The 23,269-nt window shown below is 47.2% G+C and carries 21 protein-coding genes; 10 read left to right on the plus strand and 11 right to left on the minus strand.

From position 1 onward, the window contains the following. The first annotated feature begins 127 nt into the window (after positions 1-127). The 6 genes from rplU to folA all read left to right on the plus strand — a co-directional run bounded on the left by rplU (position 128) and on the right by folA (position 4,027). Positions 128-439, plus strand: coding sequence for a 50S ribosomal protein L21 (gene rplU, locus ACJB0T_RS02380; protein WP_006074830.1), 312 nt, complete (start codon positions 128-130; stop codon positions 437-439). A gap of 20 nt (positions 440-459) precedes the next feature. After that, positions 460-717, plus strand: a complete 258-nt coding sequence (rpmA, locus tag ACJB0T_RS02385; protein WP_004409945.1) for a 50S ribosomal protein L27 — start codon at positions 460-462, stop codon at positions 715-717. A gap of 265 nt (positions 718-982) precedes the next feature. Beyond that, complete coding sequence (gene cgtA, locus ACJB0T_RS02390) at positions 983-2,152, plus strand: Obg family GTPase CgtA (protein WP_479291420.1); 1,170 nt, start codon at positions 983-985, stop codon at positions 2,150-2,152. Positions 2,153-2,296: 144 nt separating this feature from the next. Next, positions 2,297-3,064, plus strand: coding sequence for a threonine/serine exporter family protein (locus ACJB0T_RS02395; RefSeq protein WP_112478497.1), 768 nt, complete (start codon positions 2,297-2,299; stop codon positions 3,062-3,064). Next, entirely contained in the window at positions 3,064-3,531 is a 468-nt protein-coding gene (locus ACJB0T_RS02400) for a threonine/serine exporter family protein (RefSeq protein WP_162631228.1), read from the plus strand. The genes ACJB0T_RS02395 and ACJB0T_RS02400 overlap by 1 nt, the downstream gene beginning before the upstream one ends. Positions 3,532-3,547: 16 nt before the next feature. Continuing rightward, entirely contained in the window at positions 3,548-4,027 is a 480-nt protein-coding gene (gene folA, locus ACJB0T_RS02405) for a type 3 dihydrofolate reductase (protein WP_479291417.1), read from the plus strand. Between the two features lie 44 nt (positions 4,028-4,071). On the opposite strand, the gene apaH is transcribed toward folA, so the two are convergent. The 6 genes from apaH to lptD all read right to left on the minus strand — a co-directional run bounded on the left by apaH (position 4,072) and on the right by lptD (position 10,846). After that, a complete protein-coding gene (gene apaH / locus ACJB0T_RS02410) occupies positions 4,072-4,875 on the minus strand; it encodes a bis(5'-nucleosyl)-tetraphosphatase (symmetrical) ApaH (protein ID WP_479291415.1) in 804 nt (267 codons plus the stop codon). 8 nt (positions 4,876-4,883) lie between these two features. Further along, the gene (apaG, locus tag ACJB0T_RS02415; protein WP_479291414.1) at positions 4,884-5,264 is read right to left on the minus strand and encodes a Co2+/Mg2+ efflux facilitator ApaG/CorD; all 381 of its coding nucleotides are present in this window, start codon (positions 5,262-5,264) and stop codon (positions 4,884-4,886) included. 95 nt (positions 5,265-5,359) lie between these two features. After that, positions 5,360-6,166 carry a 16S rRNA (adenine(1518)-N(6)/adenine(1519)-N(6))-dimethyltransferase RsmA gene (gene rsmA / locus ACJB0T_RS02420; protein ID WP_479291412.1) on the minus strand — a complete coding sequence of 269 codons (807 nt, stop codon included), beginning with the start codon at positions 6,164-6,166 and terminating at the stop codon, positions 5,360-5,362. After that, entirely contained in the window at positions 6,163-7,152 is a 990-nt protein-coding gene (pdxA, locus tag ACJB0T_RS02425; RefSeq protein WP_479291410.1) for a 4-hydroxythreonine-4-phosphate dehydrogenase PdxA, read from the minus strand. Before pdxA ends, rsmA begins: the two co-directional genes overlap by 4 nt. Beyond that, on the minus strand, positions 7,139-8,437 hold the full coding sequence (gene surA / locus ACJB0T_RS02430) for a peptidylprolyl isomerase SurA (RefSeq protein WP_479291408.1): 1,299 nt from the start codon (positions 8,435-8,437) through the stop codon (positions 7,139-7,141). The genes pdxA and surA overlap by 14 nt, the downstream gene beginning before the upstream one ends. Positions 8,438-8,524: 87 nt before the next feature. Beyond that, positions 8,525-10,846, minus strand: a complete 2,322-nt coding sequence (gene lptD / locus ACJB0T_RS02435) for an LPS assembly protein LptD (protein ID WP_479291406.1) — start codon at positions 10,844-10,846, stop codon at positions 8,525-8,527. A 159-nt stretch (positions 10,847-11,005) separates the two neighbouring features. Between lptD and djlA the strand changes: the two genes are divergently transcribed. Beyond that, a complete protein-coding gene (gene djlA / locus ACJB0T_RS02440) occupies positions 11,006-11,869 on the plus strand; it encodes a co-chaperone DjlA (protein WP_479291404.1) in 864 nt (287 codons plus the stop codon). A 12-nt stretch (positions 11,870-11,881) separates the two neighbouring features. Here the strand turns inward: djlA and ACJB0T_RS02445 are convergent, their stop codons facing one another. From ACJB0T_RS02445 to leuA, 5 genes are all read right to left on the minus strand, one after another. Beyond that, entirely contained in the window at positions 11,882-12,661 is a 780-nt protein-coding gene (locus ACJB0T_RS02445; protein ID WP_479291402.1) for a DUF547 domain-containing protein, read from the minus strand. Positions 12,662-12,815: 154 nt separating this feature from the next. Then, positions 12,816-13,418 carry a 3-isopropylmalate dehydratase small subunit gene (gene leuD, locus ACJB0T_RS02450; protein WP_479291400.1) on the minus strand — a complete coding sequence of 201 codons (603 nt, stop codon included), beginning with the start codon at positions 13,416-13,418 and terminating at the stop codon, positions 12,816-12,818. 13 nt (positions 13,419-13,431) lie between these two features. Next, positions 13,432-14,832 carry a 3-isopropylmalate dehydratase large subunit gene (gene leuC / locus ACJB0T_RS02455; RefSeq protein WP_042496440.1) on the minus strand — a complete coding sequence of 467 codons (1,401 nt, stop codon included), beginning with the start codon at positions 14,830-14,832 and terminating at the stop codon, positions 13,432-13,434. A gap of 61 nt (positions 14,833-14,893) precedes the next feature. Further along, on the minus strand, positions 14,894-15,982 hold the full coding sequence (leuB, locus tag ACJB0T_RS02460; protein WP_112459557.1) for a 3-isopropylmalate dehydrogenase: 1,089 nt from the start codon (positions 15,980-15,982) through the stop codon (positions 14,894-14,896). A gap of 127 nt (positions 15,983-16,109) precedes the next feature. After that, positions 16,110-17,657: a 2-isopropylmalate synthase gene (leuA, locus tag ACJB0T_RS02465; protein ID WP_479291397.1), complete on the minus strand. Its 1,548-nt coding sequence runs from the start codon at positions 17,655-17,657 to the stop codon at positions 16,110-16,112. 416 nt (positions 17,658-18,073) lie between these two features. Here leuA and ACJB0T_RS02470 point away from each other — a divergent pair, with 416 nt between their 5' ends. The 3 genes from ACJB0T_RS02470 to ACJB0T_RS02480 are packed head-to-tail and all read left to right on the plus strand — an operon-like array spanning position 18,074 to position 23,160. After that, the gene (locus ACJB0T_RS02470; protein ID WP_479291395.1) at positions 18,074-18,724 is read left to right on the plus strand and encodes a TetR/AcrR family transcriptional regulator; all 651 of its coding nucleotides are present in this window, start codon (positions 18,074-18,076) and stop codon (positions 18,722-18,724) included. Between the two features lie 18 nt (positions 18,725-18,742). Beyond that, the gene (locus tag ACJB0T_RS02475; protein ID WP_479291393.1) at positions 18,743-20,062 is read left to right on the plus strand and encodes an efflux RND transporter periplasmic adaptor subunit; all 1,320 of its coding nucleotides are present in this window, start codon (positions 18,743-18,745) and stop codon (positions 20,060-20,062) included. After that, positions 20,059-23,160 (plus strand): efflux RND transporter permease subunit, encoded by a 3,102-nt coding sequence (locus tag ACJB0T_RS02480; RefSeq protein ID WP_479291391.1) that lies wholly within the window; start codon positions 20,059-20,061, stop codon positions 23,158-23,160. Before ACJB0T_RS02475 ends, ACJB0T_RS02480 begins: the two co-directional genes overlap by 4 nt. The last annotated feature ends 109 nt before the right edge of the window (positions 23,161-23,269 follow it).

The following is a 23,269-nucleotide window of genomic DNA, read 5'->3' on the forward strand; positions in this document are numbered from 1 at the left end:
TCAAAATATGGCTTGTCATAGGGTAATCATTCGCGTAGAATCTGCGCCCTATTGATGATTAGTTTAGCGCACACCCTATTTGTTGAAATAACAATCAAAAGGCTGTGCGGAAAAAGCGGAGTAAAATATGTACGCTGTTTTCCAATCTGGTGGTAAACAACACCGTGTAAGCGAAGGTCAAACTCTTCGTTTAGAGAAATTAGACGTTGAAACTGGTGCAACTGTTGAATTTGATAAAGTTCTTCTTGTTGCTAACGGTGAAGACATTCAAGTTGGCGCTCCTCTAGTAGAGGGCGGCAAAGTGGTTGCTGAAGTAGTACAACACGGTCGTGGCGATAAAGTTAAAATCGTTAAGTTCCGTCGTCGTAAGCACTCTCGTAAGCAACAAGGTCACCGTCAGTGGTTCACGGAAGTTAAAATCACTGGCATCAACGCTTAATCGATTAGGAGAGTTTAACAATGGCACACAAAAAAGCTGGTGGTTCTACTCGTAACGGCCGCGATTCAGAAAGCAAACGTCTAGGTGTTAAGCGTTTCGGTGGTGAGTCTGTTCTTGCAGGTAACATCATCGTACGTCAACGTGGTACTAAGTTCCACGCTGGTACTAACGTTGGTATCGGTAAAGACCATACTCTTTTCGCTCTTACTGAAGGTAAAGTGAAATTCGAAGTTAAAGGTCCTAAGAACCGTAAATTCGTTAGCATCGAAGCTGAGTAATTAAGCGTTTAGCGAAATTACACAATGCTTTCAAGCTGAATTCAAAAGCCCTGCCGAGTCGGCGGGGTTTTTTATTTGTATTGAAATTAAGGCAGTCGATAGAGACGAATCTCTAGGTTTGGTTTTGCAAGGCAAAGTCTAGCTTAGTGGGGAGTCGTCTCTGTCATCTGCTAATATGTAGTGATAATCGAATGAAGCCATAAGGCGCGTCGTGATGACGCTTGAGCCTTTTGGTGGGTAAGCGAAGAAGTAGTCGGAGTAAGAGATGAAGTTCGTTGATGAAGCGGTAGTAAAAGTCCAAGCGGGCGACGGCGGTAACGGTGTTGTTAGCTTTTGGCGTGAGAAATTTGTAGCGAAAGGTGGCCCTGATGGTGGCGACGGCGGCGACGGCGGCGATATCTATATCGAGGCAGATGAAAACCTAAATACACTAATCGACTACCGTTTCCAGCGTTTCTATGAAGCGGAGCGTGGTGAAAATGGCCGTGGTGGTAACTGTACTGGTAAGCGTGGCAAAGACAAAGTCATGAAGGTGCCAGTTGGTACTCGTGCGGTTGATATTCACACCAACGAAATCGTGGCAGAAGTGGCTGAGCATGGTAAAAAAGTCATGGTTGCCAAAGGTGGTTGGCACGGTCTTGGTAACACACGTTTTAAATCATCGGTCAACCGTGCACCTCGTCAAAAGACGCTAGGTACGAAAGGTGAAATGCGTGAACTGCGCCTTGAGCTACTTCTGCTTGCAGACGTAGGTATGCTTGGTTTACCAAATGCAGGTAAATCAACCTTCATTCGCGCTGTATCTGCGGCGAAACCTAAGGTTGCTGATTATCCATTTACAACCTTGATCCCAAGCCTTGGTGTTGTGAGTGTGGTGCCTGAGAAGAGCTTTGTGGTTGCTGATATCCCGGGTCTAATCGAAGGTGCTGCGGATGGTGCTGGCCTTGGTATTCGCTTCTTGAAGCACCTAGAGCGTTGTCGCGTACTACTGCACATGATCGATATCATGCCTATTGACCAATCGAGTCCAATCGAAAATGCATTGACCATCATCGATGAGCTTGAGCAGTACAGTGAAAAGCTGGCTGATAAACCGCGTTGGTTGGTATTCAACAAAGTTGATCTGATGCCAGAAGACGAAGCAAATGAAGTGATCCAAGAGATCCTTGATGCGCTTGGTTGGGAAGATGAATACTTTAAGATCTCTGCGGTCAACAAAAACGGTACTAAAGAGCTTTGCTACAAGTTAGCAGACTTTATGGAAACCCTGCCACGAGCGGAAGAAGAAGTCTCTGAAGAAGAGAAAGTCGACTTCATGTGGGATGACTATCATAAAGATGCCATGTCGGGTAAAGACGTGATTACCGAAGACGATGACTGGGATGATTGGGATGACGAAGAAGATGACGGCCACGTTGTCTACGTTCGTGACTAAATCCGCTCCTAGAATGAAAAACCGCAATTGTTATTGCGGTTTTTTTATACCTAAATCATTTCTCTAATAGTGAATCTGAGGCAAACTAACGCGCTAAAACGTTTGCATTATTGCATTGGAATGACTTTTTGCATGGAAGGACACATGGCACCTAATCAAAGAGCAGTCTCTCGATTGATTGCTCAAGCTGGCCAAATGCTGTTAGCTCATGGCGCTGAAAGCACCCTAGTTGGTCACATAACACATCGAATTGGAAAAGCGGCAGGCATGGATGAAGTTGAAGTGTCGCTTTCTGCTAGCTCTTTAGTCGTCACTACCGTTTATAACGAACATTGTGTTACCACTGCACGTAGAAGCCCAGATCGAGGCTTGAACATGCGGGTGGTTACGCAGATTCAGCGCATCTGCATCATGATGGAGAAGGGCATCCTCGACTATCAACTGGCACAAAAAAAGCTTAATCAAATCAGTCCAGAGCGCTACAACCGTTGGTTAGTGGTGGTAATGATAGGTCTTTCTTGTGCAGCCTTTAGCCGATTGGCTGGAGGCGATTGGGCGGTGTTTGCGATGACGTTCCTAGCATCGAGTTTGGGGATGATCGTCCGCCAAGAGTTTGGTCATCGTCACTTCAATCCGCTACTCAACTTCGCGATCACTGCCTTTGTGACGACACTCATTTCAGCACAGGCGGTGATCTATGGGATCGGTGACCAGCCACAATTAGTGATGGCCTCTTCGGTATTGATGTTAGTGCCTGGCTTTCCGCTGATTAACTCGGTGGCCGATATGCTCAAAGGCTATGTCAATATGGGAATAGCTCGCTTTGTGATGGCAAGTTTGCTGACGCTCGCCACCTGTTTAGGCATTGTCGGTGCGATGAGCATTACCAATGTTTTAGGTTGGGTACAGTAATGATGGAACTACTACTCGCTCTACTTAACGATATGTTTTTTGCCGCGATACCAGCGGTGGGTTTTGCTCTGGTATTTAACGTGCCGCAAAATGCCTTGGCATACTGTGCTATTGGTGGCGCAATCGGTCATGGCTCGCGGTTTTTAATGATGCATTACGGAGTGCCGATTGAGTGGGCGACCTTCTTTGCTGCGACCTTGGTTGGCATGATTGGTGTACATTGGTCCCATAAGTTCTTAGCGCACCCGAAAGTTTTTACTGTCGCCGCTTTGATCCCTATGGTACCCGGCGTGTTTGCCTTCAAAGCCATGATTGCGATGGTGGAGATAAACCACTTAGGCTACACCCCAGAGTTATTGGCGACGCTTCTTGAGAACTTTTTGAAGGCGATGTTCATTATCGCAGGCCTTGCGGTTGGTCTTGCTATGCCTGGGCTGTTATTCTACCGCCGTCGCCCAATCGTCTAATTAGGAACAAACAATCATGATCATCAGTATGATAGCCGCTATGGCAGACAATCGAATCATCGGCAAGGACAACCAAATGCCGTGGCATTTACCGGCTGATTTTGCTTGGTTTAAGCGCTGTACAATGGGTAAGCCTGTGATTATGGGTCGTAAGACCTATGAATCCATTGGACGTCCACTGCCGGGGCGTCGCAATATTGTTGTGAGTCGTAACAGTGAACTGTCTATCGAAGGTGTGGATACGGTGACTTCGCTTGAGCAGGCATTGGAGCTGGTTCGCGATGTAGAGGAAGCGATGATCATTGGTGGCGGTAGCTTCTATAGTCATTGCTTACCGATGGCAAATAAGCTGTATCTGACCTACATTGACGCCAAGCTTGAGGGTGATACGCAATTTCCTGACTGGGGAGAAGGTTGGCAGAAAAGCCACAGCGAGCACTATAGTGCGAATGAAAAAAATGCATACAACATGGAGTTTGTAGTGTTAGAACGTTAAGTGTTTACTGCTCGCCAGTTGAGAAACTGGCGAGCTTATCGTTTTTATAACGCTGGTTGACTGAATAGCTCTTTGTCTTCCCAGCGGATCATAGTCAGTTCCCCGCCCCAAACACAGCCGGTATCAAGTCCGATAACCTCTTCACTGACATAACCACCAAGCGCTGCCCAATGACCAAATATCACAGTCTTACTTAGTGGTTCACGTGAAGGTAGGGCAAACCAAGGTACATATTCACTCGGATTGACTTCTGCAGGGGGGAGTTTGCAATTCATGTCTAAGCGCCCGTCAGGAAAACAAAATCGCATGCGGGTGTAAGCATTGATGGTATAACGAAGTCGCTCGATTCCTTTGAGGTCAGAAGACCACGCGTCCGGTTCATTGCTATACATGTTTTTAATCAGAGACTGCCAATCGTCTCCGCGTAATTTTTTTGCCACCTTTTTTGCGCATTTCTTTGCTTGTTTGAGTGTCCATTGCGGAGATATTCCCGCATGACAAACGACAAACTCATCATGTTCTAATAGCAATGGTTGTTGTCTTAGCCAGTTAAGTAGCTCGTCTCTGTCGCTCGCTTCGAGGATGGGTAACGTTTTGTCCTTTGGCTTTGCTTTGTGAACGCCTAGAGACACCGCAAGAAGATGCAGATCGTGGTTGCCTAAACAAACTTTAGCCGCATCTCCTAGCGATTTTACATACCTAAGTGTTTCTAAAGACTTAGGCCCTCTTGCGACGAGATCGCCAGCGAACCAAACAGTATCTTGTTGTGGGTTGAAGCTAACGCTAGCTAGTAAAAGCTGCAGTTCATCGAGACAGCCTTGAATGTCTCCGACAATGTAGTTGGCCACAGTGTTCCTTAATTCAGTATGTTGGGAATGGCTAAGCGGAATGGCTCAATTTCGGCAGTAAACTGTTTGCCGTTGGCATCGAGCATGATGTAGTGCCCTTGCATCACGCCGAGTGGAGTTTCGATCGCGGTACCGCTGGTGTAGGTATATTCATCATTTTTCTCTATCACCGGCTGCTGACCCACGACTCCGTCGCCCTCTACGGTCAGCTGTTTGCCATTGGCATCGGTAATCAGCCAGCGCCTGCTGATCAGTTGGATCGTTTCCTGACTCAAATTCTTGATAGTAATGATGTAGGCAAAGACATAGCGGCTGTTGTCTGGATCGGATTGTTCTTCAACGTATTTAGTATGTACTTGGCATTTTACGCATGGCGTGGTCGACTCCATGTCAATCTCCTAACTGCTTGAAGTGCATATTCAGATATGACAAAAAAAACGCTCAATAGCAAGCTAGTGAGCGTTTTTTCTATTATTGATATCGATTACCCATGGTTGGCATCGAGCCAGTTTGCCATATCAACAAACTGTTGCAGCGTCAGGTTCTCTGGTCGCATTGATGGGTTTACACCAAGCTCTTCGAGAGTTTCAGTAGACATAAGTGCTTTATAGCAGTTACGTACGGTCTTACGACGCTGGTTGAAGCCTTCGCGACATACTCGATCAAGCCACTTGAGGCTAGTCGCTGGGTAAGGCAGTTCTTCGTAAGGAACGAGACGCACAACAGCAGAGTCTACTTTTGGCGGTGGAACGAATGCCGTTGGCGGTACTTCAAGTACGGGTACCACTTTACAGTAGTACTGCGCCATCACCGTTAGACGTCCATAAGCTTTGCTACCCGGGCCCGCTGCTAGGCGGTTAACCACTTCTTTTTGAAGCATAAAGTGCATATCTTGAATGTCTTTATGGAATTCAAACAAGTGGAACATCAAAGGCGTAGAGATGTTATATGGCAGGTTACCGAAGATACGCAGTTTGTTGTTTGGCTTCACCAGTTGGGTGAAATCAAAACGCATCGCATCACCTTCGTGAATCGTCAACTTATCAGCAAGATCTGGGTGTGTACGCAGACGCTGTGCCAAGTCACGGTCAAGTTCGATAACCGTAAACTTGTCGACTTCTTTACCCACTGGTTCAGTAATCGCGCCAAGACCTGGGCCGATCTCAACCAGGTTTTGACCTGGTTTTGGGTTAATTGAAGATACGATACCATCGATGATGTACGGATCGTTTAGGAAGTTCTGGCCAAATCGTTTTCTGGCCTTGTGCCCTAAGTGGACATCATTTTTCATTGTCTGCTCTCTACTAAGTCTATTGCGTACGCCAGCGCTGTCTCAAAGCTGCCAAAGTCTGCTTGGCCTGTGCCAGCAAGATCAATCGCGGTGCCATGATCAACCGATGTCCTTATAAAAGGTAGACCAAGTGTGATGTTTACTGAACGACCAAAGCCTTTGTATTTCAATACAGGGAGCACTTGATCGTGATACATGCCTAAGACAGCATCCGCTTCGCGTAAGTATTTGTCATTAAATATCGTGTCGGCGGGTAATGGGCCAACAAGCTGATAATTTTTCTCTGTGCGAAGTTTTTCTAGGGTAGGAGTGATTGTTTCAATCTCTTCCATACCAAGGCAGCCATCTTCACCCGCATGAGGGTTTAGGCCGCAGACATAGATGTTTGGCGTCTTGATGCCAAACTTGGTGACCAAATCATGATGCAATATGTCGATGATTCGCGTTACGCGATCTTCAGTGATAGCGTTTGGCACTTCCGTTAAAGGAAGATGCGTTGTAACCAGTGCCGTTCTTAACCCTTCCGTTGCCAGCATCATCACCACAAGTGGTGTATTGGATACCTCTGCAAAGAACTCTGTATGGCCACTAAAGCTAACGCCAGCGCGATTGATCACCCCTTTGTGCACAGGGCCGGTGACAATAGCATCAAATTGACCATTCATACAGCCTTTTGCGGCTTTTTCTAGGGTATTTAGTACGTACTGACCGTTTCTTTCGTCAAGCACACCAGCTTTTGCTGGAACCGCGAGTGGTTCATGGAGAATGACAAGGCGTCCCTTCTGGTGAGCGTCAAAATTCAGCTCGTCGAAGTCCACCAGTTCAACGTCGATAGCCAATTGTTTCGCTCTATCAGCAATCAGTGACTTATCGGCACAAATGACCACTTGATGCGACCACGACTTTTGCGACAAAGCTACTGCTAGATCGGGGCCAATGCCCGCTGGTTCACCGGCGGTAACAATAATGCGTTTAATTGGCTGCATTCTCTTCATCCTCAACCATTTCTACAAAGGCACTCGCACGAAGCTCTTGGATCCACGCTGATGCTTCTTCATTAAACTTGCGGTTAAATAGGATGCGGTATGCACGGTTTTGCATTGCAGAGCCTGTTTTGTCTACGTCGCGGCGGTCTAAAACTTCGACAATGTGCCAGCCGTGGACAGTTTTGAATGGTTCGCTGATCTGGTTAACTGGTAGGGTTTCCACTTGGTGTTTAAATTCAGGTACATACAACTCAGGGGTTTGATAGCCGAGTTCACCACCCTGTACCGCTGAGCCTGGATCTTGGCTGAACTGTTCAGCCATTTCTGCAAAGCTTGCTTCACCGGATTGAACTTTTTGAATGATGGTGTTTAGCTGACGTTTTACGCCTTCATCACTAAGAATAACGGTTGGTTTAATCAGGATATGACGGGCATTAACCTCGGTCACAGAGACGGTCTCTAAACCTTTCACATCTTCGATTTTTAGGATGTGAAAACCAACACCACTGCGGAACGGACCAATGATGGTGCCTTTGGTTTGCATGTTGATTTGGTCAGCAAAGATGGTTGGCATTTCTTCTTTGCGCATCCAACCCCAATCACCACCTTCTAGTGCTTTTGGTCCTTTAGAGAAGGTATAAGCCATGGTCGCAAAATCTTCGCCGCCGTTTAGACGCCCAATAATTGTTTCCGCTTGTTTCTCTTGAACGCTTTTGTCTTCACCGTCGTTAAAGCGAAGCTGAATGTGGCGGATTCTGTAAGTTACCGTCGCGTCACTTTCTTTAGCAAGAAGCTCAGAGAGGTTATCAACCTCAGCAGGAAGAATGTTAATGCGCTGTCTTACCATCGCATTTCGTGCTTCACTGGCGGCAATTTCGTCACGAATTTGCTCGCGGAATGCTTCCCATGATAAACCTTCCTCAGCGACCGTTTGACGAAGCTGTTCTTGGGTTTGTTCATTGTTTTCAGCAATATCTTGGAGAGCTTGGGCTAAGCGGTTGTCATCGATACGAACACCGATACGCTCAGCTTCTTGAAGTTGAAGTTTCTCAAGGATCAACTTATCTAGAATCTGTTCAAGTAGAACGTCGCCTGCTGGCAACTCTTGGTTGTTTTTACGAGCATTGGCAGTAAGAGTCTTAGTTGCAGAGTCGATATCGCTCTGCAAAATCACGCCATCATTGACAATAACTCGAACGCGGTCGAGTTCAATAGGCTCAGCTACAGCTTGAAGCGACAGAGCCGCTAACAGACAAGTTGAAAAGAGTGTACTAATAAATTTCATCGATATTCCCAGTAAAAACTTCACAGACTAAGATTCTATGAAGTGAATTAAGTTCCTTGTTTGATGTCATCGTGTGACGGCTGGCGATTATTCGCTAAGTATAAACGGTCTGCCGTATTTTAGCGCATTGCCATTCGGTGGCTCTGGGGCGCGTGAGCTGCCACCCAGACCTGTGATACCAAAGCTAAAGCGAATGTTGTCCTCGAAATTGGCACCGCCAATACCCACAATACCAGACTCCCAGCTACGAAGCTGACGACTGTAGTCGACACCTAAGTACCAACAATCCGATTGGTACTCTAATTTTGCGAGCCATTCGATAGAGACGCGTTCGGTCATGTCATAGTAGTACTGACCCGTGGCTATCCAGTTGCTGTTGATTTTATAGCCACCCATTAGGCCGACTTGGTTTATGCCGTTTCGAGTTAGCTTAGATAGTTCATCGTTGCTGTAACTGTTGACGCTCTCGATGTATTCCTTAGTCACGTAGCGGTAGTTAGCCTGAATAAAGTCATCATCGATTCGATATTCTACGGCACTATTAGCGAGTGATACCGAAGAAGAGTCAATGTCGTATTGGACCCCGCCATGGTAGTACACACGATCGTTGTAATTAAAGTCGGTTTCAATTGCCCAGGATGAGTAATTTGACGACTCACCGTCTGTGGCATTGTTCGGGTTTTTATTTGCTGGGTCTAAGTAGTAAATTTGACCAAATGAGACCGCCAAACGCTCTTTTTGCCCACCATCGTAAAAGCGCGATGTCGCACCGTAACTAATTTGATTGGCAGCGGCAATTTTGTCTACGCCACTGAAACGACGGCTACGGAATAGGCCGTAGTAATCGGTCTGTAACAGGGTGGTGTCGTAATTAAAAATATTGCTTTGATCGACTTCAGGTACATATAAGTACTGAACCTGCGGTTCGAGGGTTTGTGTATAACCTTCGATAAACGCGGTATCTCGTTCAAACACCATGCCTGCATGAGTGCGAAACTCAGGGAGAGCGCGAGTGACTTTCTCTTCAAGCGGACCGACATCAGAAGGGTTTAGGTTATCGATCTCTTGATTATATTGCGTTAACAGGTAGCGCGCTTCTGTCGTCCACGTTCCCCACGTGTTTGAAAGAGGGAGTGTGATACCAGGCTCAACATGAAAACGGGTAGCTGACGGCTTTGTCTCATCATCGGTCTCAAACCTAGAAACACTACTGACCATGTCAAAATTGAGGTTCTGATAAATTTCAGGGCGGTAATAGTTAAATTCAAATTGTGGCATTAAGCGGTAGGGCTTAGTGTCATCAACAAGAATTTGGAAGTCTTGAACCGTAATCGCGGCATCCCAGAACTGCTCACGATAGGCTACCGTTCCTTTTTGTGACAACTGACCTTCAGAGCGGCTACCGATGCTAGAGTCAAGATCTTGGAAGTAGTCGTTATCACTTACTTGGGAGTAATCAATATCAAGTTTCCAATGCTGCGCGAAACTGGAGTTATTTTTGTATTGTAATGCCCAGCGCTGATCTTTCTCTGGGTATTTTTTATCGCTTGCGAGGAACTCGCCTTTTAGCTCACCGCTGCTGGTTGACGTTAAATATCGAAAGTCACCTTTTAGCTGCAAGCCACGTGTTTGCATGTAGTGAAAGGTGGTCAACAAGTCGTAGTTAGGTGCAAGGTTCCAGTAAACAGGGAGTTGAAACTCGAGACCGTTTTTTGAACCCAGTGACAGTGACGGAAACAATACACCAGTTTTGCGTTTATTGCTGGTTGGCAATGTCATATAAGGCATGTAAAAGATAGGCACATCTTTGACTTCGACACGGCTACCATAGAGCGTGGCTGTTTCCTTTTCTTGATCGACTCTGATGTCATCAGCGAGGAAGCGCCAAGAGTTGTCGTCTTCAGGACAGGTGGTAATTGAACCGTCATTGATTTGGTAAAGTGATTTGCCGGTTTTAGATACATAGACCGCATCACCACGTCCGCCGCCACACAACATTTTGTACTGGGTGTTTTCCGCAGTAATCACATCTTTGTTTAAATCGTTGGTGATTTTGTCAGAGACGGCATTAAACTGACCATCGTCGATGGTGACATTGCCTTCAGCGACGACTACGTTGTCGTCTTGATGCAGCGTGACGCTGTCAGCGGTAATCGTCTTGTTGCCTTGGACCACCACCACGTCGCCTTTGTAAGTCGCACGTTCGCCATTTATGGCCTCCAGAGAGTCGGCTTCAATATTGATTGGCTCTTGATTGGAGTCAGAACTTTGTGCAGTATCAACAGAGCACTGCTCTGCTGGTGGCATGGGTTGTCCACTGTTTTTCGATGTTTCTTCGGCATGTGCGTAGGACGCTAGCAGCGCAGCACCAATAGAGGCCGCTAGATAAGTGCGGGAAAAACGTGACATCGAGTTGTACTATCCTGTTTAACTTGATTCATTCTGTTGAATTCGATTGATATTGAATCGTTTATAAGACGGTCTCTATCATAAAGGAAATTGACCTCAACGACACTAGTAGACTGCGAATCAGCGCAAAAATTCATAAATAAAGAGCACATACATCACATGATAGGTAAAATTTTAGGCGTATTTTTCGGCATGTTGTTTGGCGGGCCGTTAGGGGCGCTGTTTGGCTTGTTTTTGGGGCACCAGTTTGACAAAGCGCGCCGACTCAACCAGTCCGGCTTTGCTCGTGGTGGGTTTAATCGCAGCGGGTTTGGTGGTGCAGACCAAGCGCAGCGTCAAGAAGAGTTTTTAAATGCTGCTTATGCGGTGATGGGGCATGTTGCCAAAGCCAAAGGGCAGGTGACACCAGAAGAGATCCAGCTCGCGACCATCATGATGGATCGCATGAACCTCAACAATGAGCAAAAACGCGCGGCACAAGAAGCATTCCGTGACGGTAAATCAGCGGATTTTCCGCTTGAACGTGTACTTGATAAAGTACGTATCTCCTCTGGTGGTCGTCATGACCTACTGCAGTTTTTCTTAGAGCTTCAAATCTCAGCTGCGTTCGCAGATGGTAGTGTTCACCCTACAGAGCGGGAGGTATTGCATCGTATCGCACAAGGCTTAGGCTTCTCAGCGCAACAACTTGAACAGCGCTTGCGTATGCAAGAAGCAGCATTCCGTTTCCAGCAAGGAGGTGGCAACTTTGGAGGTGGTCACTACCAAGGTGGTCAGCAGGGAAATTGGCAGCAAGCCAGCAGTGCGTCACAACTATCCGATGCCTACGATGTGCTTGGTGTATCTGAGGATGCCGATTCAAAAGCCGTGAAGCGTGCGTACAGAAAACTAATGAATGAGCACCACCCAGATAAACTGATGGCGAAAGGTTTACCACCTGAGATGATGAATGTGGCAAAAGAGAAATCGCAAGAGATCCAAAATGCCTACGACCTGATTAAGAAAGTGAAAGGGTTCAAGTAGCGTCGCCAAGCGCTACTTCTGATTTAAGTCCCAATCGTAATCGTAATTGATCTTGCCATTGAAATTGGCAAGGTCTGGGCGGTACTTCGCCATATGCTTTAGCGCGCCGCCCTCTTGCAAAAAATCCGCCTCAAACCATTCATAAATCGACGACAATGTTATGGTGTTACCAGAAATGTTTGCACCTTTCGATGAGTTCACAAATGCACTGGCCGCACTCTCTAACAGCGCTTCCGTGTTGTCGGCGGTAAACGCCTGAGTCTGCAGATTTGGGCAACCAAGGCTCGCACAGTTGACCGCATAATGCGTTCTTGGATCATTCCAAATCGGGCGCAGTATTCGGTGCTCAATATCGTTCAAAGTGAGTGTCTGCCCAGTAATGGTAATCACCTCATCGCCCCAAGGACCAAAGCTAAATAAGCCTCCAAGCTTAGTGATGGATTTCACTGGGTATTCATCAAGGATCAAATCAACTGTGATGGCGTTATAGAGGTTCACCCAGTAGGCGTACTGCTCGGCGCGGCTAAGTTGTCTAGGGTCGATTCGAGCTAAATCATTAATATAGGTTTTGAGCGCTTGTTTATCGTTGGGAGAAACGCGGACATAGCGCACTAGGGTATTCTCGCCTTCAGTGACTAAGTATCGGTCCAGAAACTTCTGCCATGCTTGGTGCGAAACACTTTGCGTATTGCTGTCATTACTCTTATCCCAATACGACCAAAGCTCAGATTTAGGCGCGGCGAAGGTACTGGTGGCAAACATGAGAAAAATCAAAGAGAGAACACGTAGCATAGCGAATATCCATTCCGTTAAGTGATTATTCCAACAGACCCGACTCTCGGCCGAGTTCTTTCAGTGTAGTGAAAATCTAGATAAAAAAATAAAATCCCAGCGCCACTAAGAAAGTAGAGCTGGGATTAGATAGTTGGAATCAATCGTCAACAGGCTATTTTAAGAAGCTAGGGATCTTCGCTTCGTAAGCCGCAATCTTCTCTTCGTGTTGAAGTGTTAGACCGATGTTGTCTAGGCCGTTTAATAGGCAGTGACGACGGAATTCATCGATTTCAAAGCTATAAGATTGACCATTTGCGGTCACTTTCATCGCTTCTAGATCAACGGTGATCTCAGCACCTTCATTGGCTTCAACATAGCTAAATAGCTCATCAACTTCTTGTTCTGTTAGACGAACTGGCACCATCTGGTTATTAATAGAGTTGCCGTAGAAGATGTCTGCGAAGCTTGGAGCAATCATTACTTGGATACCGTAGTCGGCTAGTGCCCAAGGAGCATGCTCACGAGATGAACCACAACCGAAGTTTTCGCGAGCAAGCAGAATGCTTGCGCCTCGGTAACGAGGTGCGTTCATGACAAATTCAGGGTTATCCTGTTTGCCCGCATCGTCTAGGAAGCGCCAGTCGTGAAATAGGTGCTGACCAAACCCGGTACGAGTTACCTTTTGCAGGAACTGCTTTGGAATAATCGCATCGGTATCGACGTTGGCTGCATCAAGAGGGACGACTAAGCCGGTGTGTTGTTTAAATCCTGACATGGTATGTTCCTTCTTAGTCTAGCTCTCTGATATCAACGAAATGTCCAGCAATAGCTGCCGCAGCGGCCATCGCAGGACTTACTAGGTGTGTGCGACCATCACGGCCTTGGCGACCTTCGAAGTTACGGTTACTGGTCGATGCACAGCGCTCTTGTGGACCTAGACGGTCGTTGTTCATTGCTAGGCACATTGAACAGCCTGGTAGGCGCCATTCGAAGCCTGCATCCTTAAAGATAGCGTCCAAACCTTCCGCTTCTGCCTGAGCTTTAACTTGCTCAGAGCCAGGAACGATAAGTGCTTGAACGTGAGAAGCGACCTGACGACCTTTAGCAATCTCTGCCGCAGCACGCATGTCTTCGATACGAGAGTTAGTACAAGAGCCAACAAACACCTTGTCTACCTTGTAATCTTTTAGTGATTTACCCGCTTCTAGACCCATGTAAGCCAGCGCTTTTTCTGCAGATGCTTTCTCTACTGGATCAGCGAAGCTTTCTGGTGCTGGAATTGGTTGATCAACCGCGATAACTTGACCTGGGTTAGTACCCCAAGTGACTTGAGGTTTGATGTCAGCACCGTTTAGTGTGACTACCGCATCAAAGGTCGCGTCAGCATCGGTTTTGAACGTTTTCCAGTACTCAACCGCAGCATCCCATTCAGCACCTTGAGGTGCGAATTTACGGCCTTTTAGGTACTCAAAAGTGGTCTCATCTGGTGCGATAAGGCCCGCTTTCGCGCCTAGCTCGATAGCCATGTTACACACCGTCATACGACCTTCCATAGAAAGATCAGTGATGGCCTCACCACAGAACTCAACGACGTACCCAGTACCGCCAGCGGCTGTTGTTTCGCCGATGATCGCGAGAACGATGTCTTTTGCTGTCACGCCAGGTGCCACTTTGCCTTGCACTTCGATTTTCATGGTTTTGGCACGAGACTGCTTTAGAGTTTGCGTCGCTAGAACGTGCTCAACCTCTGAAGTACCGATACCGAAAGCTAGTGAGCCAAATGCACCGTGAGTCGCGGTATGAGAGTCACCACAAACGATAGTCATCGCTGGCAAGGTAATACCTAGCTCTGGTCCCATAACGTGCACGATGCCTTGGTATTTGTGGTTGATGTCGTAAAGCGTCACACCAAACTCTTCACAGTTTTTCGATAGCGTTTCCATTTGGATACGCGCCATCTCACCAGAGGCGTTGATGTCTTTGGTCGTGGTTGACACGTTGTGGTCCATAGTGGCAAAGGTTTTGCCTACTTGGCGCACTTTACGGCCTTTTTCACGCAGGCCATCGAACGCCTGTGGTGAAGTCACTTCGTGAACCAAGTGACGGTCGATATAAAGGATTGGGTTTTCACCCTCAGCTTCGACGGCGATATGAGCGTCGTAGACTTTTTCGTATAGAGTTTTAGACATTGCTTAATTCCTTGCTTCCCCTAGCCGAGTTGAACGGCTGTCGGCTAGGGCAGTGTTTTAATTATGAATTCAGTACGTACGCTGCGATCTTGTCACCCATCTCAGAGGTGCTCAGTGCTGGCTTGTCACCGGCTAGATCGGCAGTTAGCTCACCTGCTGCCAGTGCTTTACTTACGGCTGCCTCAATATCTTGTGCTGCGGCTTCCTCACCTAGGCTGTAACGTAGCATCAGTGCAGCAGAAAGGATTTGAGCTACCGGGTTAGCGATGTTCTTACCAGCGATATCTGGTGCACTGCCGCCTGCTGGCTCGTAAAGACCAAACTGACTTTCGTTAAGGCTTGCTGATGGCAACATGCCCATAGAGCCTGTGATCATCGCACATTCATCAGAGATGATATCGCCGAAGATGTTTGAGCAAAGCATGATGTCGAATTGTGCAGGGTCTTTAATCAGCTGCATCGTCGCGTTATCGATGTACATGTGGTTAAGCGTGACATCTGGATAGTCCTTCGCAACTTCTTCTACCACTTCTCGCCACAGAATAGAGCTCTGTAGAACGTTCGCCTTATCAATTGAGTAAACGTTCTTGTTACGAAGGCGTGCAGATTCAAATGCGATTTTAGCGATGCGCTCGATCTCATAGCGATGGTAAACCTCAGTATCAAACGCTTTCTCTGTTGGACCTTCACCTTCACGACCTTTTGGTTGACCGAAGTAGATGCCACCCGTTAGCTCACGAACGACCACGATGTCGAAACCTTTTGCAGAGATATCAGCACGCAGCGGAGAAAAGTCCTCTAGGCCTGCGTGAATCTGTGCAGGGCGTAGGTTACAGAACAGTTGGAAGTGTTTACGAAGTGGAAGTAGCGCACCACGTTCAGGTTGATCGTTTGGCGGAAGGTGTTCCCACTTAGGGCCGCCAACCGAACCAAATAGAATCGCATTCGACTCTTCACAGCCTTTTACCGTGCTTTCTGGAAGCGGGCAGCCGTGGTTATCAATAGCAATGCCACCTACATCGAACTCTTCACGTTCTAGGGTAATGTTGTGTTTCTCTGAAATTGCATCAAGCACTTTATGAGCCTGAGCCATTACTTCTGGACCAATACCGTCACCTGGTAGAACCGCAATCTTGTAAGTACCTGCCATGGGGCTAATTTCCTTAAATGTTGTATTTGCTTATATTTTTATGTTGGCTTGTCAGATACAAGCCAACGAATTCTATTTTGAGGACCAAGGACCAAGGACCAAGGACCAAGGACCAAGGACCATCTTGTTATACCGCTTCAGCCTTGCTCTGTTTTATCTCTTCGATTTGATCCGCACGATGAATACTATTGATAACATGAAGTAGTGCCTGACCTGAAGCTTCAACGATGTCGGTTGAGACACCTGTACCGTGATATTTGCGACCTTTGTAGTTGGCTATGATATCCGCTTGACCTAAGCCATCTTCACCTTCGCCTTTGGCCGTCAAATCAAACTTGTCTAGCACTATGTCGTAACCTGTTACGCGATAGATACATTGGTAAAGCGCATCAACAGGACCATTACCCACAGCCGCTTCGCATTTCTCTTCGTCGCCGCATTGGATCTTAATGCTGGTGGTCGCCATGATGCTGCCTGATTGAACGCTCAAGTAGTTCAACTTAAAGAAGTCGTCTTCTTCGCGCAAGTTAGCAAAGTGCATTAATGCTTCTAGGTCGTAGTCGAACACCTGGCCTTTGCGATCCGCAAGCTTCAAGAAATCTTGGTACAAGGTATCTAGGTTGTACTCATGCTCGCTGTAACCCATTGAATCCATGTGGCTCTTAACGGCAGCGCGACCAGAGCGGCTGGTTAGGTTCAACGCTTTGTTTTTCAGGCCAATAGATTCAGGCGTCATGATCTCGTAAGTATTCTTATTCTTTAGCATGCCATCTTGGTGGATGCCTGAAGAGTGGCTAAACGCGTTGGCGCCAACAATCGCCTTGTTGTCTTGAATCGGCATATTACATAGCTGAGACACTAGCTTACTGGTGCGGTGGATCTCTTGGTGCTGAAGACCTGTGTGAACGCCTAAGAACTCTTGACGCGTCTTGATGATCATCGCAATTTCTTCTAGTGAACAGTTACCCGCACGCTCACCGATACCATTGATGGTCCCTTCGATTTGTCGAGCACCAGCTTGTACAGCTGCGATAGAGTTTGCCACTGACATGCCCAAGTCATCGTGACAGTGCACAGAGATGATGGCTTTGTCTATGTTTGGAACGCGATTAAACAGGGTTTGAATGATGCCACCGAACTCGTTTGGGACAGTGTAGCCTACCGTATCAGGGATGTTGATGGTGCGAGCACCAGCATCGATAGCGGCTTCCACCATGCGACACAAGTTGTCGATAGGGGTACGGCCCGCATCTTCACATGAGAACTCAACGTCGTCGGTGTAGTTACGCGCATGTTTGACCGCTTTGACGCCCATCTCAACCACATCGTCGTAGCTGCGGCGCAATTTATCCTGTACGTGAACGGTCGAAGTTGAAATAAAGGTGTGGATACGGAACGCATCCGCCACTTTCAACGCTTCAGCAGCCGCATCAATGTCTTTGGCTACGGCTCGAGACAACGCACATACGCGGCTATCTTTAATGTGTTTCGCAATCGTCTGTACCGATTCAAAATCACCCGGAGAGGAGATAGGGAAACCAGCTTCGATAACATCCACACCCAGACGCTCGAGCGCATAAGCAATTTGCAGCTTTTCTTTCACTGTTAGACTTGCTGAAAGTGCTTGTTCGCCGTCACGCAATGTGGTGTCGAATATAATCACCTGATCGTTCATATTTGCTTCCTCTTTATCCAGGTTAATCGTTTACGTCCAGTTCAATCGATATAAAAAAACCCGCTTGTGTAAGCGGGTTTTTTTGGAATTCTTTATGTGGTGTTTTTCGTCCACAACCTACCCGCGCGATGTTTTCACGATAAGGAGGAGGTTCAGGAGTTGAGAAAAACGTAATGACACTGTTATGCGTTCCACAAAAATAAGTTACAAGATTAGTACCGCACTCAGCTTCATGCGTCAAGGGTTAATCTGAATTTTTATGGATATCGGAGCAGTTCGCTCTTTACTTTTAGTGAGGGAGGGAGTGGCTAGCTCATAATTAATCATCTGATTAATATCTGATGAATTTAACTGTTCGCGGATTGAACAAGCTTTACTCTACAATTAATCGATGATTAATAAAAGCAAGGATTGGTATGACGAACGCGACTGAGGCCACACGTAAAGTTGGTCGCCCCAAAGAGCGCACGGATGCTAGGCACAAGCTGCTTACTCATGCGAGAGACCTGTTTGTTGTGATGCCGTATGACAAAGTCTCCACACGTCTTATCGCACAAAAGGCGGGCGTTAATATTGCCATGATTCGCTATTACTTTGGCAACAAAGAAGGTCTATTCGAGACTATGGTGCGAGAAACCTTGCAGCCAATGAAGAACAAAATGGAAGCGCTGATGAAAAATGGCGATTACGGCAATCTCACTGACTTCATGCGTACTTATTATTTTGAAATGAATAAAGTACCGCAGTTTCCCCGCTTGATCTCTCAAGTCATGCACATGCCTCCGTCAGCCACACAGCGTCGCTTGTTTGAAAAGGTGTTTGCCGACATTGGTCGTCCAGACCAAGATTTCATGTTCAACAAAATGTCTGAGCTCGGATTGTTGCGTGAGGGGCTGAGCCCACGTATGTGCAAAATCTCACTCATTAGCCTAATGGTGTTTCCATTCGTTGCACCGCCTGCTCTTTTGAGTTTGCATGGCATTGAAGTCAATGAAGAATTTTTAAACGAACTCCTCGAACATAACATCGCCTTGCTTAAGCGTGGGTTGTTGCGTGACCCATCCTAATTAAAAGAATGTATTGATATGAAGTCTATGAATAAAAAACTCCTTTTCTTTCCTGCTTTTGCAGTAGGTGTCTTAGCTTTAATTGCCGCTGTTAACCTGCGCCCTGATGTGCCAACCAAACCGGCAGGCGATCGTTCCCGTGTGGTAGATATCATGCCACTACAGCCTCAGATGTCGGCGCCAGTGGCGATTGGTTTTGGTCGCGCTGAACCGAAAGTTCAATGGCAAGCCATAGCAGAGGTAACCGGGGCGGTTATCTATAAACACCCCAATCTTGAGAAAGGCACAGTGATAGCAGCGGGCACAGAAATTCTCCGCATTGATCCTTTAGATTATGAGCTCAAGCTATCTCAAGCCATTGCCGATCTGAAATCGAGCCAAACCCAACTGGCGCGCCTCGATCAAGAAGAGACTAACTTAGAGCAGACTCTGTCGATTGAGATGAATCGTTTGAAACTGGCGGAAAACGAGTATCAGCGCCGTGTTGACCTAAATAAGCGCGGGCTTACTTCACAGTCTGATGTTGATACTCAGCAGCAAAATATGCTTTCACAGAAGAAGTTAGTCCAAGAGATTGAAAACCAACTGGCGTTGATGCCAGATGAGCGTGGTGTATCTGAAGCGCTAGTTAAAGTAAATCAAGCGAAAGCGGAGGAAGCACAGCGTTCGCTAGAGAAAACCCGCATCACGCTGCCGATGACGATGCGTATCTCAGAGGTCGATGCTGAAATCAATCAGGTGGTGAATTTACAGCAGACTATGGTCACCGCGCACCTCAATGATGTCATGGAAGTGGAAGCTCAGTTGTCAATCCACGATCTACAACTGCTTTCGGACACGCTTTCATGGGATGAAAATCAAGCCGAGCGCGGCGAACTTGATAAATTGCAAGCGACGGTCGAGTTAAGTAGTGGCAACCTAACCGCGACTTGGCCTGCCAAGGTTGCACGCGTCAGTGAAACGGTTGATGCCAACCAAGCAACCGCAGGGGTGATCCTAGAGGTCTCGCAACTGCCAAGCAGTAATGGCTTAGCGGGCACACCTGTATTGGTCAATGGCATGTTTGTGAAAGCGACTATTGAAGGGCAAAAGCAGCAATCATGGTCTGTTCCTGAGCGTGCTTTACATGGTGATAAGATCTATTTGATGAATGCCGAAAATCGTTTGGAAATGCGCGATGTGAATGTCGAGTATCGCCGTGATAATCAGGTGATCATTTCTGGTGAGCTTGAAGCGGGGGAGAAAGTGATCCTCAACGACATCTTGCCTGCTATCGAGGGGATGCTACTGCGTGATAGTCAAAGTGATGATCACAGCGCTGGAGAGGTCACTCAATGATTCGATTTTTCTCCAAACACCCAACGGCGGCGAACTTATTGATGCTTGCGCTGCTGATATTGGGTATCAGCTCGCTGTCGACCATCAAGCGTGAGACCTTTCCCGAGTTTGATCCTCCTTACATCATGGCAGCGATCACTTACCCGGGCGCCTCTCCACAAGAAGTGGAAGAGAGCTTGTGTGTACGTATGGAAGATGCCGTTGACGGCCTTTCAAACATCGTCGAGACCAAATGTGAAGCGATTGAAGGATCGGCAAGACTGACTCTTAAGCTTGATGAAAGAGCCGACATCGGCCGAATGCTGGTGGATGTTCAAACTCAAATCAACGCGATTAACGATTTTCCAGATGAGATTGAATCACCTGTCGTGCAAGAGCTGGATTGGAATGAACCTGTCGTCGATGTAGCGATCACCGCTGAGACCAGTTGGCCAGAGCTAAAAGCGTATGCTGAACAGTTAAAACGCACGCTTAAACTCGACTACGGTGTTTCGCTCGTTGATGTTAGTGGCTTTTCTGATCACCAATACCGTGTTGAGCTCAATACTCAAATCATGCGTCAACTTGGATTAAGTATCGGTGATATTGCGACCCAAATTGGTCATCAAAACATTAAACTGCCAAGCGGTAATGTCGAAACGGAAGATAAGAACTTTTTGATTCGCTTTGATGAGAGGCGTATTGCGCCTCAAGAGTTAGAGTCGATTGTGGTGGGTTCTAGCCCAAGCGGGGCATTAATTCGTCTTAAAGATGTCGCCAGTATTACTGACCGATTCGAACTGGATGAGCAAAAAGTCCTGTTTAATGGTAAGCCTTCTGCCGTGCTAAAAATCAGCAAGAACAAGGAAGACGACGCGTTACGTGTTAAAGAGAAGGTGACGGAGTTTGTTGAAGCGCAGCGCCTGATTGCTCCTGAAGGGGTCACGCTTGAGATGACTAATGATATGTCATCCATACTGTGGGACCGTCTGACCATGATGGTGAAAAACGGTTGGCAAGGTATCTTGCTGGTGTTTGCAACCATGTGGTTGTTCTTTAGTTTCCGTTACTCATTTTGGGTGGCCGCGGGCTTGCCGGTTGCATTCCTTGGTGGCCTATTTTTGATGGCGAACCTTGGGCTCTCCATCAACATCATGTCATTGGTAGGGCTGCTAATGGCGATTGGTATCATGATGGATGATGCCATCGTGATCGCAGAGTCGATACAGGCGCACCTAGATCGTGGGCAGACAATTGATGATGCGGTGATCAATGGCGTTAAGAAAGTGCTACCAGGTGTTATCTCATCTTTCTTAACCACAGTATGTATTTTTGGTAGCTTGCTGTTCTTGCAAGGGGAGATGGGGGCCGTACTTAGGGCAGTGCCGCAGGTGCTGATACTTGTTCTGTCACTGAGTCTTGTTGAAGCCTTCTTGATTCTGCCAAATCACTTGTCTCACTCTTTGCACAAGCACAACCGTGACAAGCAGCCTGTGAAGTTTAAACGTGTGCTGCTGGAGCGCTTTGAACACTTCAGAAACACCACGCTAGTGAATGCGGTAGATAAAATCGTCTCTTATCGTTATGCCTTTATGGGCAGCGTCTTTGCCGCGCTGCTTATCTCAGTCAGTCTACTGGCTGGTGGTGTGGTGAAGTTCAATCCATTCCCTGCGTTGGATGGTGACATTGCCGAAGCTCGTATTATTCTGCCACCGGGGGCATCGTTATCTCAGACAGAGAGAGTGGTTGATAAAATCGTTCTATCCGCTGAAAAGCTTAATAAGCAGTGGAGTGAAGAGATGGAAGGTGGTGAAACCTTGGTGAAGCAGATCACCAGTCAGTTTAATACTAACCGAGATGCCAACGAATCGGGTCCGCATATTGCGACGGTCAGACTGGATCTACTCAGTGCAGAGATCCGTAATACGCTCATTGATGAATTTATCGATGCTTGGCGTGAGGATGTAGGAGAACTTGCTGACCCCATCTCTATGGTATTTAAGCAGCCAACAATGGGGCCGGGTGGTCGTGCGATTGAAGTGCGTATTGCTCATGATGATCTGGATATGCTCAAAGCCGCTTCAGTGGAGATCCAACAATACTTGAATGAGTTTGATGGTGTGAGCGGCGTGCTCGATGACATGCGCCTCGGTAAAGAAGAAATCTTAGTCAAACTGCGTCCGGGTGCTGAGAGCTTTGGCGTGAACGGTCAGATGATCGCAAGTCAGTTGCGTGCGGCCTTCTTTGGTCAAACCGCCGATGAGATCCAAGTCGGTGTAGAGAACATTAAGATCGAAGTGAAACTCGACAAGCAAGATATCGGCGACATTCAGCAGCTATCGAATTTCCCGATTTTCTTAGCGGACGGCTCGCAAGTGCCGCTGGCATCGGTCGCGACTCTGGATTTTCAGCGTAACTATGTTCGTATCCAGCGCGTCAATGGGTTAAGAACGGTCAGCGTGTTTGGTGATGTTGATACCAGCAAAGCGAGCTCAACCGATATCATTAGGCAGTTCCAAGCCGAAGAAGTCGCTAAGCTCCAGAAAGAGTATCCTGGGTTGCGTTTTGATTTTGAGGGTGAAACCAAAGACAGCGCAGAAACGGGCGCGTCGATGGCAAAAGGCTTTTTGCTCGGGCTATTTGGCGTCTTCACCATTCTTAGCTACCAGTTCAGAAGCTACCTAGAACCGTTTGTGGTAATGCTAGCGATACCACTTGCCTTTATTGGTGTTGTCTGGGGGCACTTGCTACTTGGGCATTCGATGAGTATGCCAAGCATTATGGGTTTTGTGTCTTTGGCGGGGATTGTTGTCAACGACTCTATCTTGCTGGTGCAGTACATACGTCACCACGTTGATGAAGGCGACTCTGTGCATGATTCAGTGGTGAAAGCGAGTCGTGAGCGTTTCAGAGCCGTGTTCTTAACATCCATGACCACTGCTGCAGGTTTGCTGCCATTGCTTACCGAGACCAGCTTGCAGGCTCAGGTTATTCAGCCTCTGGTTATCTCAATTGTGTTTGGTATTTTTGCATCCACAGCGTTGGTGCTGTTCATGATTCCTTCGGCCTACGCCATCCTCGCGGACTGGGGATTGGTTCATAAACATGAAGAGCTGTAATACGACATAAATCCTCTCTCAATCAAATGAAGGTTAGTGACTAGGGTTCCTCTAGCGCTAACTTTCATCATTTCTCCAATAAATCGTCACCGAATTGTCATTGTTGCTG

The sequence above is a fragment of the Vibrio sp. CB1-5 genome (genome assembly GCF_059412285.1).

What these genes read in the sequence shown, in the direction of transcription:
- folA (WP_479291417.1), top strand. Translation starts at nt 3,548, where the DNA reads ATGATCATCAGTATGATAGCCGCTATGGCAGACAATCGAATCATCGGC.
- djlA (WP_479291404.1), top strand. Translation starts at nt 11,006, where the DNA reads ATGATAGGTAAAATTTTAGGCGTATTTTTCGGCATGTTGTTTGGCGGG.
- rpmA (WP_004409945.1), top strand. Translation starts at nt 460, where the DNA reads ATGGCACACAAAAAAGCTGGTGGTTCTACTCGTAACGGCCGCGATTCA.
- ACJB0T_RS02400 (WP_162631228.1), top strand. Translation starts at nt 3,064, where the DNA reads ATGATGGAACTACTACTCGCTCTACTTAACGATATGTTTTTTGCCGCG.
- ACJB0T_RS02475 (WP_479291393.1), top strand. Translation starts at nt 18,743, where the DNA reads ATGAAGTCTATGAATAAAAAACTCCTTTTCTTTCCTGCTTTTGCAGTA.
- rplU (WP_006074830.1), top strand. Translation starts at nt 128, where the DNA reads ATGTACGCTGTTTTCCAATCTGGTGGTAAACAACACCGTGTAAGCGAA.
- pdxA (WP_479291410.1), bottom strand. Translation starts at nt 7,152, where the DNA reads ATGCAGCCAATTAAACGCATTATTGTTACCGCCGGTGAACCAGCGGGC.
- apaG (WP_479291414.1), bottom strand. Translation starts at nt 5,264, where the DNA reads ATGGAGTCGACCACGCCATGCGTAAAATGCCAAGTACATACTAAATAC.
- leuD (WP_479291400.1), bottom strand. Translation starts at nt 13,418, where the DNA reads ATGTCAGGATTTAAACAACACACCGGCTTAGTCGTCCCTCTTGATGCA.
- leuC (WP_042496440.1), bottom strand. Translation starts at nt 14,832, where the DNA reads ATGTCTAAAACTCTATACGAAAAAGTCTACGACGCTCATATCGCCGTC.
- ACJB0T_RS02480 (WP_479291391.1), top strand. Translation starts at nt 20,059, where the DNA reads ATGATTCGATTTTTCTCCAAACACCCAACGGCGGCGAACTTATTGATG.
- rsmA (WP_479291412.1), bottom strand. Translation starts at nt 6,166, where the DNA reads ATGAAAAATGATGTCCACTTAGGGCACAAGGCCAGAAAACGATTTGGC.
- surA (WP_479291408.1), bottom strand. Translation starts at nt 8,437, where the DNA reads ATGAAATTTATTAGTACACTCTTTTCAACTTGTCTGTTAGCGGCTCTG.
- cgtA (WP_479291420.1), top strand. Translation starts at nt 983, where the DNA reads ATGAAGTTCGTTGATGAAGCGGTAGTAAAAGTCCAAGCGGGCGACGGC.
- lptD (WP_479291406.1), bottom strand. Translation starts at nt 10,846, where the DNA reads ATGTCACGTTTTTCCCGCACTTATCTAGCGGCCTCTATTGGTGCTGCG.
- leuA (WP_479291397.1), bottom strand. Translation starts at nt 17,657, where the DNA reads ATGAACGATCAGGTGATTATATTCGACACCACATTGCGTGACGGCGAA.
- ACJB0T_RS02445 (WP_479291402.1), bottom strand. Translation starts at nt 12,661, where the DNA reads ATGCTACGTGTTCTCTCTTTGATTTTTCTCATGTTTGCCACCAGTACC.
- ACJB0T_RS02395 (WP_112478497.1), top strand. Translation starts at nt 2,297, where the DNA reads ATGGCACCTAATCAAAGAGCAGTCTCTCGATTGATTGCTCAAGCTGGC.
- leuB (WP_112459557.1), bottom strand. Translation starts at nt 15,982, where the DNA reads ATGGCAGGTACTTACAAGATTGCGGTTCTACCAGGTGACGGTATTGGT.
- ACJB0T_RS02470 (WP_479291395.1), top strand. Translation starts at nt 18,074, where the DNA reads ATGACGAACGCGACTGAGGCCACACGTAAAGTTGGTCGCCCCAAAGAG.